The following is a 16,081-nucleotide window of genomic DNA, read 5'->3' as shown; positions in this document are numbered from 1 at the left end:
TTGTTCAACGCGCAGTGCGCGCGGCCGTCTACGCGGCATCGGCCTTTCGACAAATGATCACGCGAGCCATGATGCCAGGCGTCCATGGCCTGCTGTACCCGGTTTCCGGCGTCTGCCACGGCGACCGGAGGCCAGCAGGGCAGTTGCGGGACAACCCTTAGGCGGAGCCAGGAAGCGCTCGACCTTGCGTTCGGAGCGGCGGTGGAGTCGTCGGCAGCAGGCGAGCCAGGACGTGGCGCGTCCGATAGCCCTTCTGCTCGCCCAGCCTTTCTGCTCGCCTTCACCCGGACCAGGGGGGGACACTCGCCAAGGTCCGCATCACGGACAGGTCGGCACTCTGGACCTGGCACGGCAGCCCGGCTTGGCAGCCCGGCTTGTAGGCGTTTGATGGGTGCCACTCCCCTACATGCCAACAGTGGGGTAGCACCTGACTGTCGAAAAGGCTGTCATGCTATAGAAGTTGGCATGGGAACTGAAATGTCTGGCCTCACGCACCTGTGGCATCGCTTCGAGACCTGGCTGGCCGAGCACGCCCCCGAAGACCATGCATCGTTGCGATTGGGGGCCTCGAAGGATGACGTCAAGCACTTGGAAGACGGTCTTGGCTTCCCTCTACACCAAGACATGGTGGAACTCCTCCGATTGCACAACGGTGTAAAAATGCGGCGAGCGAGCACGGAACCCGGGGCTTTCCTCCTCGGCTACAGCGTTCTGGATGTCGACGGAATACAGGAAGCCCATCGCGACCTCGTGTCGATGGTGGAGGATGCGCGCAACGAGGGCGAGGAGGAGCTGGTCGAAGGCCGCATCGCCGACAGCCGATGGGTGCCGCTGGCCCAGAACGTATCGGGTGACCTGCTCTTCATGGACCACCGATATCAATTTGCTGGAGAAATCGGAGAGATGTCGTTCGGGGATCCCGAATACCGCATGCTGTGGCCGCGCCTGGACCTCATGTTGGCGGATCTGTGTATCGCACTGGAGAACCAGACTCCGGTGACCGCCATACCCCGAGCTCCTTCTCTGCATGAGGGACGGATGCTTGAGTGGCGCGTCCACTTGGGGTAGGACTTGACAGTTGAAACGCATAGAGCAGCTGCCCGCTGGATGCTTGATTCCAGCGGGCAGCCGCTCATTGAACGAGGACGCAACCGGTGCGGAATGAATCCGCCGCGGCCCGGGACAGTCCCGTCAGGTCACTCAGACCGCGTTTGAGATCTGGAGCGACTCGTTGCTGGTGTGGTCGTTGAGCATCTCGTGAGCGGTGCTGGGGGTGGGTATCCGTCAGACTTGACGGACGAGCAGTGGGCGTTGGTGGAACCATTGCTGCCACCCGCGCGGGTGGGGCCCAAGGGCGGTAGGCGGGAGAAGCATCCGCGGCGGCGGATCGCGGACGCGATCTTCTATGTCGTGCGGACTGGCCGTGCTTGACGGCAACTGCCGAAGGACTTCGCGCCGTGGCCGACGGTCTACTGGTACTTCACGTGGTGGCACGACGACGGCACCGTCGAGCGCATCCATGACGCCGTGCGCGGCAGGGTTCGTGAGGCTGACGGCCGCAACGCGGAGCCGAGCGCGGGTCTGATCGACTCGCAGTCCGTCCGCACGGCCGGCACCGTCCCCGCCGTGACCAGGGGATTCGACGCGGGCAAAAAGGTCAGGGGCCGCAAGAGGTCCAACGTCACCGACACCCTCGGCCTGCTCCTGGCCGTATACGTCGTCGCGGCCAGTGTCCAGGACCGCGACGGCGCCCGCCGACCACTGCTGTGGACCCGTCTCGCCCCCCGAGTGTCAAGAAGATCTGGGCAGATCAGGGCTTCACCGGCCGCCTTGTCGACTGGACCACTACCGTGCATGGCCGCGAGCTGGAGGTCGTCCGCAAGGACCCCGGCCAACGGGGCTTCCAAGTCCAGCCGAAGCGGTGGGCGGTAGAACGTACCTTCTCGTGGCTGACCGCCCACCGGCGCCTGGCCCGCGACTACGAGACCAGCCCCGCCCATTTCGAGACGATGATCCGGTGGGCGATGATCGGCATCATGGTCCGCCGCCTGACCAGGGTGGGGCCGGTTTCCCGAGCGGGTCGGCGCCCGCCGACCCGAACCTCGGCCTGACAGTGAGGCGTGGGTAGCCACATCAACCCAGCTCGTTCTCGTCTCCGATGAGCCACGTCACCATCTCTTCGACGCGCTCGTCGCTGACCTGCGGAACGGTCCAGTTGTTGCTGCGCGCGTGCTCGACGAACGCTGGGTCGAGCGCCACGTGGTAGAGCCCCACGTAATGGGCCAAGTCGGAGTACCACAGCCACTGTCCGTCCGTGAACAGGTGCAGCCCTCCTATGAAGGCAGCACTCTCGCTCAGCACATCAGGCACAGCCGAAGGCGTGGCGACCAAGGTCGTGCCGGCGCGCAAGTACCGAACCAGATCGCCTTCATACTCAGACGCAGCCGTCCGCACAGCAGCCCGGATCGACGGCCCGTCCGGACTGCCGTACTCCAGCTCCCTGAAGTCGCCGACGAAGCGAAAGCTGTCGAAGATCACCTGACCGAGCCTAGGGCACCCTCCGAGAGGCCACCGACCCAGATCTCAAACGCGGTCTCAGAGGAGAAAGCCGCCGGAGACCTCGACGCGCTGGCCCGTCATCCAGCGCAGGTCCTCCTCCGCCAGGCTGGCTATGGCGTCGCCGATCTCCTCGGGTTCGCCGACACGGCCGAGCGCGGTCTGGTCGGCCAGCCCCTGGCGCATACCGACGTCATCCCGCATGGCCCCGCCGTTGAAGTCGGTGGCGGTCGGCCCCGGGGCAACGGAGTTGACCCGAATACCGCGGGGGCCAAGCTCTGCGGCCAGAGTGCGGCTCAGAGCCTCGACGGCGGCCTTCGAAGCGGAGTAGACCGACGTCGCGGGACTGGTGTGGCGAGTCAACGACGACGAGACGTTGATGACCCGGGCGCCCTGCGCCAGCAGCGGCACAACCGACTGGATGAGGAAGAACGTGCCCCGCACGTTCGTGCCGAACACCGTGTCGAAGTCTTCGGCCGTGACCGCCTCCAGCGGACCGAAAACGCCAACGCCCGCATTGTTGACCACGATGTCGAGCCGCGAGGCCCCCCAGCGCTCAAGCAGTGCGCTCACCTCGGAGGTGAAGGCTCCGAAAGAGGAGATGTCGCTGATATCGAGACGCACCCCAGCAGCAGTCCCGCCCGCGGCGTGCACGTGCCGCACAGTCTCCTCGACCCCAGCCACGTCACCACGATGAGTCACCACGACCCGCACCCCGCGCGCAGCCAGAGCAAGCGCTGTACTCCTACCCAGACCACGGTTCGCACCGGTCACCAAAGCGATCCTGTCGGCTGTCATCAGCTGCTCCCTCATCGCACGGCACCAGAGAGGCATCAGGCACCGCCATCAAAGGCGAGTCGGTCGACTCGCCTTTCTCCTGCAGCGTAGGCATACCAAAAGAGGCGAGTCAAGTGACTCGCCTCGGAACTGCGGCATACTGCACCCATGGCAGCAGAGCTCTCCGCACACCACCGCCGTCTCGCCCAGCAGAAACGTGAGGCGATCATCTCCGCAGCCACGGACCTCTTCCTGAAGCGCGGCTACGACGGCACTTCCCTTGCGCGCATTGCCGAAGGGGCGGCCGTCTCGAAGTCCACCCTGTTCAAGCAGTTCCCCACCAAGGCAGCTCTCTTCGAGGCCATCGTCACCGAGTCCTGGCAGCGTGACGCCGCGGGCGCCGTCGCGCGCCCTCAGGCCGGCGACCTCCGTTCCGGCCTGACGTCCATCGGCCACCGCTACGCCGACCTGATCGGCCGGCCCGAAATGACAGCCCTGTTCCGCATCGTCATCGCCGAGCTGCCCCGCTTCCCCGAACTGGGGCAGATGCAGTTCCAGCTGGGCAAGCTGCCCTACTTCACCTCGGTCCAGCACTACCTGGAGTCGGAGCACGAGGCCGGCAACGCCGACGTTCCGGACGCCGAGAGCGCCGCCAACCAGTTCCTCGGAATGATCGCCAACTACGTCCTGTGGCCCCGCATGCTGCTGACCGACTGGAACCCCTCAGCCTCTGACATCCGCTACGCCGTCGAGCAGGCAGTGGAGACCACGCTCGCTCGATACGCCTCCGATCGACCAGCCTGATCCAAGAGGTGGACGAGTTCGCCGGGGGAGGTGAGGGAACTCAGGCGAAGCCGCCAAGGCCCCAGGTTTCGCTCGGCCGGGGTCCCCGAAGAGGAAGTGGTAGGTCGCGTTCACGCCCTCATGCCCCATGCCCCATGCCCCACGCGGCGAGCAGGTTCTGAAGTTCGGGGATGTCCACGATGCATTCCACGCGGCGCCGGGCGGGCGAGCACCTCGGGCGCGCGGAGTTCCCCCGACGCTGGACACCTGCGCTCCCCCGCACCTGAACACCCCCGGACACCGGCGGCAGTCAAACTGTGGGCCCATCGGCGCGAGCGCTGCCACCGGCCACTGGCCACTGGCCACCGGTCCAACCGGGGACGCTCCCTCGGGCAGCGATCCCTCAGGCAGGGACGAAGACGCCCTCGTCAGCTCCGTCCAGGATGAATCCGTTGTCGAAGCGCACCCGCACACTCACGCGAGGTGCCTGTTCCTGGAAGGCCTTCCACGCGGATTCGAGAGAGTCGACCTTCTCTTCGAGCTGCCTCCTGCTCTCCATGGGCATCTCGCGCCCGAAGGCATCGAGCAGCGACTTGAGCCTCTCGTACTCCCGTACGTCGTCGCTCTCGTCCTGATGGCCGACCACGTGCTCGACGGTTCCGCCGGTGCCCGCCGCCAAGGAAAGGAACCCGACGACGACCCCCGACACCTCGTCCGAATCGGTCAGCCGGGTGTCCGCTGCCAGCACCACTCGCTGGCCTGCCTTCAGAGTCATCTGCTCTCCATCTCCCCTGCGTCCGCTGCGTCCGAGCGGCGGTGCAGGAACGCCTCGACGAGGCGGTCGGTGAAATCCTGGTCGACGGGCTCCGCCGTCACCAGGACATGGCGATAGTCCGGTCCCATGGGTTCGTCGACCTCCGGCGCCATGTGAGCTCCGAGGACGAACTGGCCGCGTTCCAGCGGACGTTCCAACGGGAGTCGCTCGCGTCGGCGCTGCTCGGTGAAGTAGCTGGACCGGAGGGCGGCGGCGAACGCGGGGATCGTGCAGGACCTGTGCGCTGCGGCCGAGCCTGACGCCGTAGTGGCGTACCACCGGATCCGGCCCGACCGCGGCCATCGCGGCAGCCGTACATCCTCGTTCCATGCCTGCCTCCCGGGCCAGAGTAGGCCAGAGCCTTCAGACGCTACGCAACGGTGCGTCCAGCCTGGATCGTCCCTTGGCCTGCGGGAGCAGTACGTGACAACGGGACGCGGCGATTGATCAGTATGAGTCCGAGCGCCGCCAAAGCCACGGCCAGGCGCCGGACATGCACCGAGACGGAACGACCTGATCAGCGTTCTCGAGGATACTCACGCCGCGGTCGACCTCCGGCCCCTCGGGCTTCGACCTCCCCGACGGTTGAAAGGAAACACGTGGAAGACCGGGTTGGCCTCGTCGCGGTTGAAGGGGTTGGTATCCCAGCCCTTCGTGGACTAGCAGGGCAACCCCTCGTCGGCCCCTGGCAGAAACAGAGCAGGCGTCGCCAATGATCGTAGAACCGCGTGGAGAATGTGGGGAATAAGGGATCCCCCGCAGCTTCGACGGCGCAGGACCTTGGACACCTCTCAGCTTCGACCGCACACGACCACCCGTGGCCTGTCGACGTCCCCAAGATCAGCTCGCTGAAGCGTAGTTCAGGAGGTGGGTCCGGTGCCCGCGGCCGCGGAGGGGCGACGCCCGGTGTGTGGGAAACCGCGTTGCCCGCGTCCGTGACGGCGGCTAGGTTGTGGGGCATCACGACGTGTAGCTCAGTAGCCAGAGCACCGGGCTTGAGACCCGGAGGGCGCAGGGGCGGAACCTGCCACGTCGGCTTATGAACGACGACGCAGAGCAGCAGCTTTCGACCGCCTCCGCTTCCTACGCGACGGCGCAGCTGGCCAAGGCCTTCGTCACCGCGCTGACCCATGCCGACCCCGAGACCAGGGCGCGTGCCGAGAACCGGGGGCGAAGCTGGCGCGCGGTGCTGTCGGGCATGGCGGACGGCAGCCTGAGCGTGGGTTCGCGGACCCCCGTGGCCGGCCTGCCCGTGTGGGTGACCCCCGAAGTCGTCCGCGGGGGATTCGCCACGGGGGACGCCTGCGCCGGCGGCCCGCTCCAGCCGTACGAGATCGAAGCCGCACGCGCGGCCGGGGTGCCCGCCGAGCGCCGCGCACTGTTCCAGCACTGCCTCACGGAGGCCGGGCTGGCCCGACTCCAAGCGCTCCTCGACAGCGGGCGCTACGAAGTGGCCGTCCCCGAAGAGGCCGCTCTGCTCACCGTCGCCTGGCTCGTGCGGGCCGGCGAGGTGAGCGCGGCGGTGCAACTCGTCGCAACCATCGCGCCGTTCGCGGACCGTCTGCGTTTCACACCACGCCGCTGCGACACACCCCTGCCCGACAACGCCGCGGTGCATCGGCGCACTGTGGCCGAGGCGGGTGTGAGTCTGGCCCGGCGGCGGCCCAACCCCGCGGTCGAGGCGCAGCGCGAGGCCCTCACGGTCTGGCAGCCCTTCGGTGACCAGTTGCTCGACCACTGGCTGGAGACGGCGGGGTCCGGGCGGGTCCTGGAACACACACCGGGCACCGACTGGAACCGGCGTGGCACTCAACTCCTCGCGCATTACGTCGAGTTGGCGGCCAAGTACACGCGCTGCACGAAACACCGCAAGCCCAAAGAGAACCTCGCCATCCTGCGCGTCGCGTTGGAGGAGACCCTCGCAGGACGCCCCCTCGATCGACGATCACTCGGCCTGCTGCGGCATGCCGTGGAGTCCATGGTGCGCCGCCGTGGGCTTCCCGGTTCGGACCGGCACCGCGCGCTGCGCGAGCGGCAGGCTGCCCACGCCGCATTGCCGTCCCACCACGCGCTCGCGCAGCTCGTGCTGCGGCGGCTGTCCGAGCCGCCGCAGGACGTGGGTGCCGCAGACATCGCGCCACTGGTCGCGCCGGTGACCGAGCCCGAACACCGTGACACCGGCCTGCCTACGGGCGCGGCCGTGCCCGCGGCGCTGCGCCACATCGTGGAGGCGTCCACCAGCGCCCCCATCGACGTGCTCGTCGAGCGCGGTCTCATACCCTCCGCCGAAGTCCTCGCCGAACTCGTCCCGCAGCTGGTCGCCGCCACCACGGCGCAGGCGTACACCGACGAGACGCTGCGCACTCTGATGACGGTCCACTACCGGGCCTTCCGCAACCGGCGTTCGTTGCTGCTGCTCAATTTGCAGCGACAGACACAGTACGAAGAACTGCCCTGGGTACGGGCGTTGACCACACAACACCGGCCCGAGTCGACCGCGGAGTCGGCCCACGCCGCGCTGCGGCAGCTCGGCGAACTGGCTGTGCGCGGCTTCCCCGGCACGATCCTGCCCAATCCCCTGATCCGCGAACTCGCCATGCTCGTACGCCAGGCCGAGCTCGGCGCACCGCTGGTCGAGGAGCTCGCCGCGGACATCTTCATGGGCACATTCACCCCCAAGTTCCTCGTGGCCGCGCGCGTCGCGGGCGAGCTGCTGGCCGGGACGCTGTACGAGCGCTACTACGGCATCGACTACGCAGCCGTACGCAACCTCGCCGTCCTGGAAGCGGGCGAGGGGCTGCTGCGCAGCGGTGGCGCACGCACCTCCCCCGGCTTCGCCCGGTTGTGCGTGGCACGGGCCGGGACGAAGGCCAACGAGTGGTCGGTGGCTGCCAACGGCAAGGTGATCGAGCAGGCCCAGATCCTCACCACCCACAACCTGGCCACGCTGGTCCATCGAGTCGGGTTCACCCCCGGCCCCCGTTGGGACGACCTGGCGCGATGTGCGGCCCGTACCGTGTGCCGTCTGGTGGCCCGGGTCCACGGCAATCCCCGGCCACTGAGCACGATCAAGGACGCGGCATACGCGTGGCGCCAGACCGTGTTCTACCTCTCACTGTGCACGCCCACCACCCAACAGGCCTTCCTGACCTGGCTGGACGAGGAGACAGAACGCCAACCGGCGCACGTGGCAGCACGCCTCGCCCCCGTCGTGGCCGGCCTGCGGCTCGTGGCCGACGGCGGCACCTTCGCGGCGCACGACACCGCAGCCATCGACACACGGAATGAGGTCCTGCCCCGTCAATTCATGGGCTGGACCACGGGCAGGCACTGGATGCGGGACGAGGCGGCGCACTGATCGGTGGGCAATCAAGCCGGTGCCTGGCCGCCGGTTCGCGCGGTTCTCCGCATACCTCGTCCGGTTTGGTTCGCCCGGTCTCCGCATTCCTCGCCTGGCCGGCCTGGTTCGCGCAGCTCTGCGCACGCCTTCGAGCCCCCGGCCGTGATGACCCGTAAGGCCGCCGTCCAGTGGCCACTGGCGTGGGATCGATCACTGGTCGGCACTTGTGGGTGCACCGGCGCATCCTCCAGCTGACACCCCAAGCACGCTGCCGACCTACTGCGGGTCGCCTCAGCCCGCTGGGGCTGACCCTGCTGCTTGCCGTCAGCCGCAGGGAACTGAGGGAACGGGCTCCGCGGCACCCATAGGGCTGCGTCCATGACCAGCGGCACTGCGCTCCCGATACACCCCCCGGCTCACCCGCGACACAAAGCCGTCGTTCCGGCCAACTCGGCCGATCTTAGATGCCGTTGGCGCAAGTTCCCGGAAAAGGAAACCCGGGATCCAGGCCCAGCTTGCTCCGGCATGAGTCGACGGCCCGCGTGACTCAGGCGGTCACGGCGTCCCGGTCTACCGCGATCGCGTGAAGCTCACGCCGGTTCTCCTGGGCTTCGGCCATCCACGGGGCCAGCGCGTCCTCTCGAAGGACTCGTTCGAAGTGATCACGGGCCGTGTCCGGGTCCCCAACCAGGGCGGCTGCGATCCCGGAGTCAAAGCTGTCCCAGAAGAATCCCCGCCGCACCGGTCTGGACGTCAGGTATCCGGCAGCGTCCGGCAGCGCAGGAAACCTCTCCCTCAGCGCGATCACGTTCGCAGCCGCCTGCCGGCTCATCACCATCGAGGACATCGACCGAGCCACACCCCCGTGATCAACCCGGCGGACGACTACCCCGAGAGAGCGATCAAACTGCTTGGGTCCACCCTGCGCCCGGTTCCTGGTGGGGGCTCTGCCGACTGTACTCAGCGCGAGCGGCCTCCAGCAGGTTCCGCCAGGAGGTCACCGTGGGGCGGCGCCGCAGGAGCGCGCGCCTGTCCCGTTCCGTGGTACCGCCCCACACACCGTGGTCGATGCGGTTGTCGAGGGCGTGAGCGAGGCACTCGGTGCGCACCGGGCAGCCGGTGCACAAGGCCTTGGCATGGTTCTGAGCTGCGCCCTCGACGAACAGGGTGTCCGGGTCGACCTTTCGGCACAGCCCTCGTTCCGCCCAGGTTTCGTGCTCGTCTCGCGCCACCTCAACGCCGTCCTCTCCCCGGTCCGGCCTGCCGCACTCCCCTGGGCAGGCGCAGTCCGAGAACATTACGTCCGAGGCGCCGGACATGGAGGTCTCTCTATACGGAAGCAATCCCTTCGGGTGAAGGGGACTTGACGCCCGCCTCACACCTGCTGTCGCCGCTCCGCTCGTCCGGGTCCCGCACATCCGCGCACCGCCGACAGCGGCGCTGCGCGGCCCCCACACCAAGACACAGACCCACGGGGGCCTGTCCGACAGGTCGAGTCCTAGCGCAAATCCAGCTCGCCGACTGTTTGGCCACCGCTGGTCTCACCCGTCAGACGGAATCCAAGCCCGAGGTAGAAACCTTCGGGGCCGTCGTTGCCCGGATGCCAAGTGGTGGTGAGGCGGGTGCCGCCCCGTCTGCGGATTTCAGCAGCAACGGACTCAACCGCGAAGCGACCGTAACCTCGACCCTGCTCACCATCTGCGATGTTGAGCCGCCAGAGACCGGAACGAATATCGGTGCCTGTGCCGTCGCCCCTCCAGTCGATGTCCAAGAAGGCCATGAGGAAGCCGACGGGACGGTCACCGTCAAGAATGAGGCGGGGCCACGCTACGCCGGGGTAGACGTATGCCTCGGCCAGAGATTTCACGACCGGCGCGACCAAGTGTTCCTGATCCGGACGAACCCGCAGACCGATCGCTGCATCGAAGTTGGCCGGGGTGATCTCCCGCAGACAGAGTGTAGTCATCATGCAGGAACCCTAAGCCGGTTGATCAAGTGCACTTTGCGCGGTACGTCGTCGGACACGGGAACCCTGCTCGATGGCTCGTCTACCCCGTGCTGATGCCGGAGCCAGAGGCCAACCGCCGACGACGTGGAACCCACTGCGGTAGCCCACCCGCCGTCGCCAAGGACATCTACCGCGACCGCAGCGTGATTGAACGGTGCTTCGCCCGTCTCAAGCAGTTCCGTGCGATCGCGACATGGCTCGACAAGCTCGCCAACCATTAACGGGCTCGATTCGTCGTGGCAGCGCTAACCCTGTGGCTCCGCGAATCCACCGGGTGACTATTCGCCAGACAGGCCCTAGGGGGTGTCCGGAAAGTCATGGGAGCCAGAGCCGCAGGCAGGCGAGGGTGACCATGGCCTGGAAGTGGACTGCTCGCTTGTCGTAGCGGGTGGCCAGGGCCCGGTTCTGCTTGAGCTGGCTGAAGCAGCGCTCGACCACGTTGCGCCGCCGGTATGCGGTTCGGTCCAGGCGGCAGCGGCTCTCGCCTCGGCGGAGGCGTCCGTTGATCTGGTCGATCCGTTCCGGGATGGTGCAAGCGATGCCTCGTCGCCGCAGGTAGGCGCGGATCTTGCGGGCCGAGTAGCCCTTGTCCGCGACCACGCGCTGGGGCCGGGTCCGGGGTCGGCCCGGTCCCGGCCGGGCGATGCGGATTCGGTCCATGACCGGCTCGAACTGGGTGCAGTCGTTGACGTTGCCGCCGGTCAGGGTGAAGGCGAGGGGCCGGCCCTGGCCGTCGCAGGCGAGGTGGATCTTGCTGGTCAGCCCGCCGCGCGACCGGCCGAGTGCCTCGCCTTCCCAGGGCCCCCTTTTCGAGCTCCGGCCGCGTGCTGGTGAGCCCGCACCGTCGTGGAGTCGACGCAGACGATGCTCCAGTCGACACTCCCGACGGCGTCGCAGTGCTGCTGGACGTGGGCCAGGAGGCGGTCCCAGGTGCCGTCGGCGGACCAGTGCCGGAAACGTTCGTAGACCGTCTTCCACGGCCCATAGCGTTCGGGCAGGTCACGCCAGGCGGCACCGGTGGACAGCTTCCACAGGATGCCGTTGACCACCTGGCGCCGGTCCCGTACCGGCCGGCCCATACGGCCCGGCGCCAGCAACGGGGCGATCAATGCCCACGACTCATCGGTTAGTTCATGTCGACGCACCACGAACGGAGCAACGAACCATCGACTTTACGGACACGGCCTAGCCCATTAGCCCAACTGTTCAGCCGCAGACCCGTGAGGAACTCCTGCCGCCGCACGACGCGCAGGAGGCGTCATCAGATCGATCACCAGGGGCCCGCGTCAGTCGACGTCCTCGAACGCGGGGCGCCTCCCGGCCCGGCGACGCACGAATCCGCGGCGTCCGGCCAGCAGGGCGATGCCCGTCCAGCCGACCACACCCATGACGAGAGCGCCGAGTTGGCCGCTGGCATCGACGTCGGGCCGCTCTTCCATCGGGACGACTCGATCCGGGTCCCTCACGACCTCGATGCGCTCCCCCACGCTCCACTTCGGGTGTCCACCGTCATAGTTCAGGGTCTCCTTCAGCTCACCTGACGGACCGACGAGGGTGAACCGGTGGCGTGAGCCGCCGTCAGCAGCGGCACTGTCGGAAGAAATGCGCACCGTCTCACGCACGCCCCGGTTCTCAAGCGCGGCCTCCGGGGCGTACTCGACCGAACCTACGAGCACGAAGAACGCGGGTACTACGGAAAGGAACGCGAGCCACCACGCATGGTGCAGAAAGCGCAGAACGATCACGAAGACAAGGCATCCGATGAAACCAGTAACAATCGGGATGACGTCCATGCCCAACGCGACATACGCGATAGCGGTGTTGAGCGCCGCAATGACCCACCCAAGCACCACTACCGCGAGGGTGAACAGGAAGTACAGCCCCTTGTCGACACCCTTGTCCTGCGGCTTCTTCATATCTACTACTCCAGCCATCAGGGCAGCATAGACGTCACCACCCACGACGAGCCTCCGATGTCCGCACGGCAGACAACGCCCCCATCGCTGGCTGCGGCGGCGCCAGTTGGGGTGTTCTGATGACAAGACCGAGCAGGGCAGCCCCGGTCACGGTCACGGTCCCGTTGAACGAGGCCACTGAGTACCCGTACTCAAGACAGAGCTGCCACATTGAGGTGAGGTGGAGACATGTCTCGCCCCCTGCCCCTCACCTGGGCGCTACGCGCCGCTGCGCTGCTCGCCCTCGCGGGCACCACCACTGCCTGTGCCGGCCGCGTCGACCCTTCCGCACGGTCTGACCGACAGGCCTGGGATGCGATGTACCAGCCCACTCTGGATGCGGTGAAGGCCGTCGATCCTCGCATCAAACCGGATGAGTCCCCCGGCGGACACAGCGGGTGCCACCCCACAGACTTCATCGGCGACTCCACGGATGACAGCGAAGTCATCGGGTCCGCCTATATCTATCTCTACGCGTCCCCCTCGGACAAGCGCTCTCCGACGCAGCTCGTCCGCGAAGTCGTTACGCGGATGGAGGCCAAGGGGTGGAAGGGACCACACCCTGATGGCATCGCACCAGTGAACGGCAAGGTCTCCGCGACTCTGAAGATGCCCGGCTCAGGCAGCGCCACCATCACCTCAAAACATGAACGCCCCACCGTGGCACGGCCGTTCAACAGCGTGGCGGTCAGCCTGACGACCGAGTGCCTGCGCAACTCGGACTGGCACGGGTGAGGGGAACGCAACGCCCCTCGAATCCTCGGCGAGCCGACCCCTGCGCACGCCTCTCGATTGCCCGCAAGCGCAGCTGATCACGCCGCGGTGGCCGCAGGGACACTCCTGGCTTGCACGGGATCAGGGCAGCGACCAGACTGACGTACCGGCCCGATCAGTCCATCCGCACACCGAACGGATCGAAGGAGGGTCCAGGTGCCGTCGGACCAAGACATCGAGATGCTGCGAAGCGCGGTCTCAGAAGCTCGCCTCGGATACGCAGAGGGTGGCGTCCCTATCGGCGCCGCGCTGTACGCGCCGGACCGCTCCACGTTGCTCGGCCGTGGGCACAATCGCCGGGTGCAGGACGACGACCCCACGCTGCATGCCGAGACAGTCGCCTTCCGCGCTGCCGGGCGTCGGCGCAGCTATCGAGACACGACACTCGCGACGACCCTTTCTCCGTGTTGGTACTGCAGTGGCCTGGTCCGTCAGTTCGGCATATCACGCGTAGTGGTCGGTGACACCGTGAACTTCTACGGTGGTCACGACTGGCTGGCTCAACACGGCGTGGAGATCGTCGTGATCCAGGATGCCGAGTGCCAGCAACTTCTCGGCACCTTCATCGAGAACCGACCTGAACTCTGGCACGAAGACATCGGCGCCTGATCTCGTACTGCGCTCAGTCGTGCCCGCTCCGGGGCATGCTGCATATGTGGCTTAAGTGCTCGCTTCGCGGAAGCTGTTGCGCATGCCCGGAGCGGTCAACCGGCGGCTGGCCCGCAACCTGGGCCGTCGCGTCCCCTGGCCAGAACGCGCCGGGGTCGACCACCGGTGGTCGTGACATCCGCCGTCATCACGGCCACGGCGGAACGCTGTGGTCAGGCGGCGATATCCGAAGCGGCTGCGGCCGATCTGGCGGCCTGCTCGATCTTCGCGCAGTAGGCGGTACGGGCGTCCTGATCGATCTGCATCTCGTGTTCGGGGCGCATCCCGGTTCGGCCGTCCACGCCTTCACGCAGGATGTCGGCGTGCCCGGCATGCCGGTTGGTCTCACCGAGGACATGGACCAGGATGGCGAACAGGTTCGTGTGGGTGTGAGGCTCCGGCCACCACGGCACGTGGCCGGAGGCATCCAGGGCAAGCTCATTGATCGTCGCGTCTGAGTGTTCCCACGTGCGCCGGTAGGACTCAACGATCTGATCGCGCGTCTCGTCCTCAGCCGCCCACAGATCGCTGCCGTCGTGGTCCTGCCACGGGGGCAGCGGTTCCGGCGACGGTCGGTCGAAGACTTCGCCGAAATACCTGGCCTCCACGCCGGCCACGTGTTTGACCAGGCCAAGTAGGTTGGTCCCGCTCACTGTCAAGGGTCGGCGGGCGTCGTATTCGGACAGGCCGTCGAGTTTCCAGAGCAGCGCCTGGCGGTCCCGCCGTAGTCGCCCGTGCAGGTTGTCCTTCGCGAATTCATCGATCATGCGGCATGAGCCTGCCATCGGCTGCTCGTCACCTCAATACCTCAAGACCTCCCATCCGCACCTCGACATCCGGCAGAGCCGAGTCCCCTCTCCAGCACCTTGGCCAGGCCGATCCGCAACGGCACCGAGTCCTCGGCGATCACGGCGCGCACGGCAGCTCCACCGTCACGGTCGTCGGCCCCCCGACGGGGCTGCTGAGCCGGAAAGTGCCGTCGACGGAGCCCACCCGTTTGGCCAGGCCGCTCAACCCCGTACCACCAGAGGGGTCGGCGCCGCCCAGCCCGTCGTCGGTGACGTTCACCCGCAGGACCGTCCCGACCCGTCGGACCGTCACCTCGATGCGCGAGGCGCCGGCGTGCTTGGTCACGTTCGCCAGCGCCTCGGAGATCACGAAGTACGCGACCGACTCCACCGCGGGCGCCGCCCGTTCGGGCAGCTCGACCCGCAGGCGTACCGGCAGCGGAACTCGCGCGGCCAGTCCGGACAACGCCGCGTCCAGGCCACGGTCTTCGAGCACCGCCGGGTGCAACCCTCGTACCATGTCGCCGAGTTCAGCGATCGCCGCCTTCGCCTCCAGGTGTGCTTCCGCCAGCGCCTCGCGAGCCTCGCCCGGCAGGTCGGGGCGGGTGGCCATGGCAAGTCCCAGGTTGACCGCCAGCGAGACCAGCCGCTGTTGGGTGCCGTCGTGCAGGTCGCGCTCGATCCGGCGACGCTCGGCATCGACCGCCTCGATCAGGTCGGTGCGGCTGCCCGCCAGGTACGCGACCCGCTCCTGGAGCCGATCGGCCTGGCTGGGTCCGAGCAGCGCCGCGGCGGAACGTGACTCCGCCCGGGCCACCACCCCGGCGGGCCAGGGCAGGAGGGACAGCAGCAAGAGGCCGAGCACGCTGTAGCACGGCATCAGGGTCGCCCAGCCGAACCAGTCGTGCCGCACCCCGGCCGGCAGCGCCCACACCCAGCCGTACCCGGTGGCGCCCGCCAGACCCACCGCCACCGTCATCAGTACCCATAGCTCCGGCAGGGCCACCAGCGGGCCCAGCAGCAGGTGGTACCCGACCTGGCGCCAGGCGCGCGGCGAGGAGAGCCACCGCAGGGCCGTGGTCGGCGACCACTGCTGCGGCACTGGCGCCGAGCGCCGGATGTCCACCCCGAGCAGCGCCCGGTGCCGATACCGCTGAACCACCGTCAGCACCGGGACGACGCCGAGGACCAGGGCGACAGACACCGGGAGCGTGAGCGCCCAGTTCCCCGTCCTGGCAGTGGTCGCCGCGCCCCAGGCCCACACGGGCACCAGCGCCAGGTGCACCGGGACACCCGTGGCCAGGAAGCCGGTGTCCCGCCACGCCCGCCGTGCCAGGCGTCCCAGCCGGGGTGGAATCGTCATGGCTTGACGCTATAGCACCTCCCCACGGGCCTGCCATGGATCTTGTATCCGCATCCATGGTGAACCCAGTACCACCACGCCGGAACCGAGTACAGAGGACGTCAAGTCCCGCTTCTGACGGTCCGGTATCGCTCGGTCGTGAGGTCAACTGCGTTTTCGGTGGGCCTGCTGAGTCCCAGGTGTTGCCATAGTGGCCACAGTGCGCATGGTTGTCATGGGGCGACATACGTATCCGAGCAGCGCCCGCATCGGGCAAGGTTGTTGGCAGGCCCGGA

Annotated in this window: 15 protein-coding genes, 1 tRNA gene and 3 pseudogenes; 8 read left to right on the top strand and 11 right to left on the bottom strand. The window is 67.5% G+C overall.

Translation table 11 applies throughout. The annotated features are described in order from the left end of the window. Window positions 1-465: 465 nt before the first annotated feature. Together CG740_RS33095 and CG740_RS33090 are read left to right on the top strand one after the other, a co-directional pair. On the top strand, window positions 466-1,068 hold the full coding sequence (locus tag CG740_RS33095; RefSeq protein WP_100579005.1) for an SMI1/KNR4 family protein: 603 nt from the start codon (window positions 466-468) through the stop codon (window positions 1,066-1,068). A 189-nt stretch (window positions 1,069-1,257) separates the two neighbouring features. After that, window positions 1,258-2,111, top strand: a pseudogene (locus CG740_RS33090) (IS5 family transposase). Window positions 2,112-2,133: 22 nt separating this feature from the next. Here the strand turns inward: CG740_RS33090 and CG740_RS33085 are convergent. Beyond that, window positions 2,134-2,538, bottom strand: a complete 405-nt coding sequence (locus tag CG740_RS33085; RefSeq protein WP_100579004.1) for a hypothetical protein — start codon at window positions 2,536-2,538, stop codon at window positions 2,134-2,136. Between the two features lie 57 nt (window positions 2,539-2,595). After that, window positions 2,596-3,354, bottom strand: coding sequence for an SDR family NAD(P)-dependent oxidoreductase (locus CG740_RS33080; RefSeq protein ID WP_100579062.1), 759 nt, complete (start codon window positions 3,352-3,354; stop codon window positions 2,596-2,598). Window positions 3,355-3,501: 147 nt separating this feature from the next. Here CG740_RS33080 and CG740_RS33075 point away from each other — a divergent pair, with 147 nt between their 5' ends. Then, a complete protein-coding gene (locus CG740_RS33075; protein ID WP_100579003.1) occupies window positions 3,502-4,137 on the top strand; it encodes a TetR/AcrR family transcriptional regulator in 636 nt (211 codons plus the stop codon). Window positions 4,138-4,519: 382 nt separating this feature from the next. On the opposite strand, the gene CG740_RS33070 is transcribed toward CG740_RS33075, so the two are convergent. Continuing rightward, window positions 4,520-4,891: a hypothetical protein gene (locus CG740_RS33070; RefSeq protein ID WP_100579002.1), complete on the bottom strand. Its 372-nt coding sequence runs from the start codon at window positions 4,889-4,891 to the stop codon at window positions 4,520-4,522. Continuing rightward, window positions 4,888-5,157: a TetR/AcrR family transcriptional regulator C-terminal ligand-binding domain-containing protein gene (locus CG740_RS41200; RefSeq protein ID WP_234376627.1), complete on the bottom strand. Its 270-nt coding sequence runs from the start codon at window positions 5,155-5,157 to the stop codon at window positions 4,888-4,890. The genes CG740_RS33070 and CG740_RS41200 overlap by 4 nt, the downstream gene beginning before the upstream one ends. A gap of 736 nt (window positions 5,158-5,893) precedes the next feature. Here CG740_RS41200 and CG740_RS33065 point away from each other — a divergent pair. Next, a tRNA-Ser gene (locus CG740_RS33065) sits at window positions 5,894-5,966 on the top strand. Between the two features lie 3 nt (window positions 5,967-5,969). Next, window positions 5,970-8,288: a hypothetical protein gene (locus CG740_RS33060; RefSeq protein ID WP_100579001.1), complete on the top strand. Its 2,319-nt coding sequence runs from the start codon at window positions 5,970-5,972 to the stop codon at window positions 8,286-8,288. 529 nt (window positions 8,289-8,817) lie between these two features. Here CG740_RS33060 and CG740_RS33055 read toward each other — a convergent pair. The 3 genes from CG740_RS33055 to CG740_RS33045 all read right to left on the bottom strand — a co-directional run bounded on the left by CG740_RS33055 (window position 8,818) and on the right by CG740_RS33045 (window position 10,239). Beyond that, window positions 8,818-9,117 (bottom strand): hypothetical protein, encoded by a 300-nt coding sequence (locus CG740_RS33055; RefSeq protein WP_159030455.1) that lies wholly within the window; start codon window positions 9,115-9,117, stop codon window positions 8,818-8,820. Between the two features lie 55 nt (window positions 9,118-9,172). Further along, the gene (locus tag CG740_RS33050; protein ID WP_100579061.1) at window positions 9,173-9,568 is read right to left on the bottom strand and encodes a WhiB family transcriptional regulator; all 396 of its coding nucleotides are present in this window, start codon (window positions 9,566-9,568) and stop codon (window positions 9,173-9,175) included. A gap of 200 nt (window positions 9,569-9,768) precedes the next feature. Continuing rightward, window positions 9,769-10,239: a GNAT family N-acetyltransferase gene (locus CG740_RS33045; RefSeq protein WP_100578999.1), complete on the bottom strand. Its 471-nt coding sequence runs from the start codon at window positions 10,237-10,239 to the stop codon at window positions 9,769-9,771. A gap of 98 nt (window positions 10,240-10,337) precedes the next feature. Between CG740_RS33045 and CG740_RS33040 the strand changes: the two are divergent. Next, window positions 10,338-10,496: pseudogene (locus CG740_RS33040) on the top strand (IS5/IS1182 family transposase); the annotation flags it as partial. A gap of 97 nt (window positions 10,497-10,593) precedes the next feature. Here CG740_RS33040 and CG740_RS33035 read toward each other — a convergent pair. Then, window positions 10,594-11,357: pseudogene (locus CG740_RS33035) on the bottom strand (IS5 family transposase). Window positions 11,358-11,564: 207 nt separating this feature from the next. Beyond that, complete coding sequence (locus CG740_RS33030) at window positions 11,565-12,194, bottom strand: hypothetical protein (protein WP_100578997.1); 630 nt, start codon at window positions 12,192-12,194, stop codon at window positions 11,565-11,567. A 228-nt stretch (window positions 12,195-12,422) separates the two neighbouring features. Here CG740_RS33030 and CG740_RS33025 point away from each other — a divergent pair, with 228 nt between their 5' ends. Both CG740_RS33025 and CG740_RS33020 read left to right on the top strand, forming a co-directional pair. Continuing rightward, complete coding sequence (locus tag CG740_RS33025; RefSeq protein ID WP_100578996.1) at window positions 12,423-12,968, top strand: hypothetical protein; 546 nt, start codon at window positions 12,423-12,425, stop codon at window positions 12,966-12,968. Between the two features lie 219 nt (window positions 12,969-13,187). Next, a complete protein-coding gene (locus tag CG740_RS33020; protein ID WP_100579060.1) occupies window positions 13,188-13,616 on the top strand; it encodes a nucleoside deaminase in 429 nt (142 codons plus the stop codon). Between the two features lie 212 nt (window positions 13,617-13,828). On the opposite strand, the gene CG740_RS33015 is transcribed toward CG740_RS33020, so the two are convergent. Beyond that, window positions 13,829-14,422, bottom strand: coding sequence for a DinB family protein (locus tag CG740_RS33015; protein ID WP_100578995.1), 594 nt, complete (start codon window positions 14,420-14,422; stop codon window positions 13,829-13,831). A gap of 139 nt (window positions 14,423-14,561) precedes the next feature. After that, on the bottom strand, window positions 14,562-15,806 hold the full coding sequence (locus tag CG740_RS33010; protein ID WP_100578994.1) for a sensor histidine kinase: 1,245 nt from the start codon (window positions 15,804-15,806) through the stop codon (window positions 14,562-14,564). Between the last annotated feature and the right edge of the window lie 275 nt (window positions 15,807-16,081).

Origin of the sequence: Streptomyces sp. CB01201, from assembly GCF_002803085.1 — a bacterium.
Taxonomy (GTDB): Bacteria; Actinomycetota; Actinomycetes; order Streptomycetales; family Streptomycetaceae; genus Streptomyces; species Streptomyces hundungensis.
The sequence above is the reverse complement of the archived record's forward strand: the minus strand, read 5'-3'. Positions and strand labels throughout refer to the sequence as shown.

Coding starts and splice junctions, on each gene's coding strand:
- CG740_RS33025 (WP_100578996.1), top strand. CDS start 12,423: ATGTCTCGCCCCCTGCCCCTCACCTGGGCGCTACGCGCCGCTGCGCTG.
- CG740_RS33070 (WP_100579002.1), bottom strand. CDS start 4,891: ATGACTCTGAAGGCAGGCCAGCGAGTGGTGCTGGCAGCGGACACCCGG.
- CG740_RS33045 (WP_100578999.1), bottom strand. CDS start 10,239: ATGATGACTACACTCTGTCTGCGGGAGATCACCCCGGCCAACTTCGAT.
- CG740_RS33055 (WP_159030455.1), bottom strand. CDS start 9,117: ATGTCCTCGATGGTGATGAGCCGGCAGGCGGCTGCGAACGTGATCGCG.
- CG740_RS33010 (WP_100578994.1), bottom strand. CDS start 15,806: ATGACGATTCCACCCCGGCTGGGACGCCTGGCACGGCGGGCGTGGCGG.
- CG740_RS33050 (WP_100579061.1), bottom strand. CDS start 9,568: ATGTTCTCGGACTGCGCCTGCCCAGGGGAGTGCGGCAGGCCGGACCGG.
- CG740_RS33030 (WP_100578997.1), bottom strand. CDS start 12,194: ATGAAGAAGCCGCAGGACAAGGGTGTCGACAAGGGGCTGTACTTCCTG.
- CG740_RS33020 (WP_100579060.1), top strand. CDS start 13,188: ATGCTGCGAAGCGCGGTCTCAGAAGCTCGCCTCGGATACGCAGAGGGT.
- CG740_RS33075 (WP_100579003.1), top strand. CDS start 3,502: ATGGCAGCAGAGCTCTCCGCACACCACCGCCGTCTCGCCCAGCAGAAA.
- CG740_RS33095 (WP_100579005.1), top strand. CDS start 466: ATGGGAACTGAAATGTCTGGCCTCACGCACCTGTGGCATCGCTTCGAG.
- CG740_RS33080 (WP_100579062.1), bottom strand. CDS start 3,354: ATGACAGCCGACAGGATCGCTTTGGTGACCGGTGCGAACCGTGGTCTG.
- CG740_RS33015 (WP_100578995.1), bottom strand. CDS start 14,422: ATGATCGATGAATTCGCGAAGGACAACCTGCACGGGCGACTACGGCGG.
- CG740_RS33060 (WP_100579001.1), top strand. CDS start 5,970: ATGAACGACGACGCAGAGCAGCAGCTTTCGACCGCCTCCGCTTCCTAC.